This window comes from Flavobacteriales bacterium, assembly GCA_013214975.1.
Lineage (GTDB): Bacteria > Bacteroidota > Bacteroidia > DT-38 > DT-38 > DT-38.
The window spans coordinates 1-4,850 of record JABSPR010000377.1; the positions used below are offsets into that span (position 1 = coordinate 1).

At 36.2% G+C, this 4,850-nt stretch carries 5 protein-coding genes; 1 reads left to right on the top strand and 4 read right to left on the bottom strand.

Translation table 11 applies throughout. From position 1 onward, the window contains the following. Nucleotides 1-482, top strand: a 482-nt coding sequence (locus HRT72_12020) for an FAD-dependent oxidoreductase (protein ID NQY68431.1), incomplete at its 5' end; no start/stop codon positions are given. On the opposite strand, the gene HRT72_12025 is transcribed toward HRT72_12020, so the two are convergent. From HRT72_12025 to HRT72_12040, 4 genes are all read right to left on the bottom strand, one after another. Further along, nucleotides 479-1,117, bottom strand: coding sequence for a fused MFS/spermidine synthase (locus HRT72_12025; GenBank protein NQY68432.1), 639 nt, complete (start codon nt 1,115-1,117; stop codon nt 479-481). The genes HRT72_12020 and HRT72_12025 overlap by 4 nt on opposite strands. Next, nucleotides 1,101-2,705: a fused MFS/spermidine synthase gene (locus HRT72_12030; GenBank protein NQY68433.1), complete on the bottom strand. Its 1,605-nt coding sequence runs from the start codon at nt 2,703-2,705 to the stop codon at nt 1,101-1,103. Before HRT72_12030 ends, HRT72_12025 begins: the two co-directional genes overlap by 17 nt. Before the next feature lie 87 nt (nt 2,706-2,792). Next, a complete protein-coding gene (locus HRT72_12035; protein NQY68434.1) occupies nt 2,793-3,416 on the bottom strand; it encodes a fused MFS/spermidine synthase in 624 nt (207 codons plus the stop codon). Beyond that, the coding region (locus HRT72_12040) for a fused MFS/spermidine synthase (protein ID NQY68435.1) at nt 3,400-4,850 on the bottom strand (1,451 nt) is incomplete at its 5' end. The genes HRT72_12040 and HRT72_12035, both read right to left, overlap by 17 nt.

Sequence of the window (4,850 nt, forward strand, 5' to 3'; positions counted from 1 at the left end):
CTTGGGGGGGTGGTGGTTCTGTTAAATACTATTACGGAAGTAGAACGGATTCTGGAGTAGCGGATAATCCAAAGATATTTGAAAATCTTGCCGAGGATTTTTTTAAAACATTTCCGCAATTAGAAGGGGTTAAGTTTAGTCATCGTTGGAGCGGAATTATTGCAAGCTCTACCCGTTTTTGCATGGTTCCGAATGTTGCCTTTGAAGGAAGGGTTGCTTGGGCTTTGGGTTACACGGGTCTTGGTGTGGCGGCAACAAGGTTTGGAGCACGAGTAGGATTAGAATTGCTAGGTTATAAGCCAAGTAGTATTCTCGATTTGCTCTTTGTGAAAAAGAAAGTGATGAGTTGGCCTCCCGAGCCATTACGTTGGGTGGGAGTTGAATTGACTCGTCAGGCTATGATAAGAGCGGATAAAAACGGTGGTAAAAGAGGGCTTTGGCTAAGGTTATTAGATGCTCTTAACTTAGGGTTCGCAGCCTAATTAGATTTAATATTCTTTGTTCCTTTTAGAGTGAATTCTTTTCTCGAAAATCCCAATAATGTAAAAGCTAGAAGTAAGAATGAAATCATCCAACAGCAACTAGACATACCATACTCAAGAACAAAGTAGAAAGCAATAGAGTAAGTTGCCAGTATTCCTCCAAGAGTGGAGACTGCATACACATTACCTGCAATATTGCCCACTTCGTTACCTGATGAAGAAAGCATACCGATAATTGTCGGGGAGACTATTCCAAAGCAGATCATCATTGGCATTATCATTAACAGCCCGGTAACAATTATGCCTATTTCTGTGCTGAAAATATAAGTGCCTCGCATAATTATGCCATCTAACGTTGGGGTGAGCCCTACGAGTACTCCTGCAGTTATTAATGTATACAGAAGCATTTTTTCTTTTGGATATTTTAGAGATAAGATGCCACCAGTAAAGTAGCCTATTGCTAAACCTCCCATAGTTACCGCTAAAACTGTTGACCAAACATATAGAGAAGTGCCATAAAATGGAGCAATCATTTTACCTCCTAATATTTCCATTCCCATTAATGAAGCACCTTCCACGAAAGCTAATACATAGAGGTATGATAAAGACGATTTATTATTAGAGTATTCCTTCACCTGTGTTAAAGTTAATTCCAGATATTTTAATCATCTCATTCCTCCACTGGATTATAGCAGATCTATTTAGACTTTCCAGAATAGTATTGTCATCCCTGAAAATAATAAAGGGCGCATTTGGGTTATAGGTATTTGTGTACGGTGATGCTCTGACGGAATTTATAATACCCGCTTTTTCACAACAGTTGTTAGTACGATTTAATGCCCTGTAATCGAGAGAAACTCCTCCTTTTGTAGCGATATATATTATGTCTTCTAAACCTTTCTGGTCAGTTGTTTGGACTTTAGGTTTACGCCAATAGCTAACTTCAAGCCCAGCTGCTCTTATTGTTTGGAATAGAGAATTGTGAACAAGATCAAAATTGGAATTTTGGTTTCCTTGAAAATTAATAATAACAATACCCGTTTCAGATAGTAAGGTTTTTACTTTAGTCATGCATTCTAGTGTGAAAATGTATGTAGGCTGAGACTCTGCTTTTAATAAATCTATCAGAATAATGTCATATTTTTCATCAGTCGTTTCAATGTAATGTCTAGCATCGTCAACGATAATATTTATATTTCTATCATTGAAGAAAAAGTAATTTCGGGCAATTTTAGGCAACCTATCGTCGTATTCAACTGCGTCTACGTTAAATTGAAGTCGTGCAAGTTCATCGGCTAAACTACCTCCTCCAAAGCCTAGTAATAAAGCATTCGATCCGGGTGGTTTGATAGACGCCATTGAGGACATCATATGCAGATAAAACCATTCTGACGACTGATCACCAACTATTATGCTAGTCTGTTTAATGTTGTTAACAAATAGGCTTCTAAGTATTTGTGGGCCTTTTTGAGGTAGATTCATTTTTAAATCAATAATTTTTAATTCACCTAAAAAACCAGATGTCTTTAATAAGGTTTGAAATCGCCTGCCATCAAAGGCGTAATGCTTTTCTCTAATACTTATCAAAAGAGTAAGGGATAGTAAAATGGTTATAATTGTAAATTTCACAACGTGATTTTTAATTCCGATCAGAAAGCAAGAAATAGTAAACATTAATGCCGAGACAATAATAATTGGATTTGCAATTCCCCAAAACGGTACAATCCAAAAACCTATTAAAAATGTTGTGGCAACCCCACCAATTGTTGAAACACCGTAGACTATTCCAGCGACGTATGCTCCATTGTTCTCTGTGTCATTAAGTTTCTTAATTATTATTGGTGTTGTAGCTCCAAGAGCTATAAGAGGAATTCCTAAAATTATTAAAGGAGCATATATTAAACCGAGTTGCATTCCTAGGTCAATCGTCCATAAAAGTACAGAAGGAGATATTGATGGTAATAATCCAAATGAAATTGCCGATATGCCGAGAAGAAATAGCAGTAAATCGTCCGATACCTTTTTGAACTTGGATAGTTTTCCTCCAATAAAATATCCTAATGTTAAACTACTTAGTGTAGCCCCGATTACAGATGCCCAAACAATACTAGTTGTTCCATACAAGGGGGATATAATTCGAGTTCCAAGTAGCTCAACAGCCATTACGGAACAGCCTTCCAAAAAGGCAAGTAATACGTATGGGTTAGATAATTTAAGATTCAATGGCTTTGTTACAATTGTATAGTAAAGTAGCAATAATTATGACTTCGAAAGTCATATATTGTTGTTTTAATTATATGAATGAAGTGCTCATTCTTTGGGATTATTAAAAAATTCTTTTTTAAGAAAGCCTATAAGTGTAAAAGCTAAGAGTAAAAAGGAAATCATCCAACAGCACTTAGACATCCCGAACTCTAGAATAAAATAGAAGGCAATTGAGTATGTGGCTAGTATACCTCCTAGCGTTGAGATGGCATAAACATTCCCTGCAATATTTCCCACTTCATTATCTGATTCAGAAAGTAAGCCAATAATTGTTGGGGAAACGATCCCGAAACAAATCATCATGGGCATTATCATGAATAGGCCAGTTACGATAATTCCAACTTCAGTGCTAAAAACATAAGTGCTTCGCATAATAACACTGTCTAAAGTAGGGGTAAGTCCAATAAGAATTCCAGAACATACAAGAGCGTAGAGTAACATTTTTTCTTTAGGATATTTTCGCGACAAAGAGCCTCCAGTAAAATAACCAATTGCTAAACCGCCCATAGTTACAGCTAAAACAGTAGACCAAACATATAATGAAGTGCCATAAAATGGGGCAATTAATTTACCTCCCAATATTTCCATGGCCATTAGGGAAGCACCTTCCACGAATGCTATCACGTAGAGGTATGAAAAGGATGATGTTGTTTTAGAGTATTCCTTCACCTGTAATAAAATTTATTCCAGCTTGTCTAAGCATTGTATTTCGCCATTGCATAATGGCAGATTTATTTAAACTTTCCAGTATAGGATTGTCATCTTTAAATATGATGTATGGGGCATATGGATCGAACGCATTTGAATACGGGTTTGATTTAATGAAATTCAAAATGTTTCGTTTTTTGCAACACTCATTTGAACGATCTAAAGTGATAAATTCAGATGAAAAAGCAACTTTTGTCGCAATGTAAATGACGTCTTTGAATGAATTGAAATTTCCAGTATGATTCGGTGGGGTTTGCCAATAACTAACTTCAAAGCCGGATGCTCTTATCGTTTGAAAAATGGAGTTGTGCACTAATTCAAATTCGGTATCTCCGTTTCCTTGGAAATTAATAATGAGGAGTCCAGTTTGGGCTAGTAATGTTTTTACTTTCGAAAGGCATTCTAATGTAAATATATAGGATGGTTGAGATTCCGCTTTTAATAAATCGATTAGAATAACGTCATATTGTTTATTGGTTGTTTCAATGTAATGCCTGGCGTCGTCAACGATAATATTTATATTTCTATCTTCAAAGAAAAAATAGTCTCGAGCTATCTGTGGCAACCTCTCATCGTATTCTACAGCATCTACATTAAATTGAAGTCGAGTTAATTCGTCTGCCATACTTCCTGCACCAAATCCTAATAATAATGCATTTGAACCAGCAGGTTTAAGGGATGCCATGGAAGACATCATGTGTAAATAAAACCAATCGGAAATCCTTTGCTCTACAATTATATTGGTCTGTTTGATATTGTTAACATATAAACTACGAAGCGTCTGTAGTCCAATTTCATGTTGGTTTATTTTTAAATCCATGATTTTTAACTCCCCTAAAAAACCAGATGTTTTCATTAACGTTTCGAAACGTCTACCATCAAATGGGACTTTATCTTTTTTTAATCCGAGTAGGATGGTCGTAGTCATAATCATACCAAGAATAATAAGTTTACCCAAGTGCTTTCTTATGCCTAACAGATATGAAGAAAAGAGAAAAATCAAAACGGAACAGCACATGATCGGATTAACGATTCCCCATTTAGGTACTATCCAAAACCCTACTAAGAATGTAGCGGCTACTCCTCCGATTGTAGAAACCCCGTAAACCATACCTGAAACATAAGATCCTGAGCTTTCTTTATTGCTAAGTTTTTTAATTAGAATTGGAGTGGTTGCTCCAAGGGCGATTAGTGGCACGCCTAAAATAAGAATAGGGGCATAGATCAAACCAAGATCCATTCCCATATCAATTGTCCATAATAATATTTTAGGCGATATAGAAGGTAACGACGCGAACGAAATTGCAGCTAGTGCGAGTAAGAATATTAATAGGTTGTCGGATGTTTTTTTAAACCTGGATAATTTGCCGCCAATAAAATATCCTAATGTAAGAC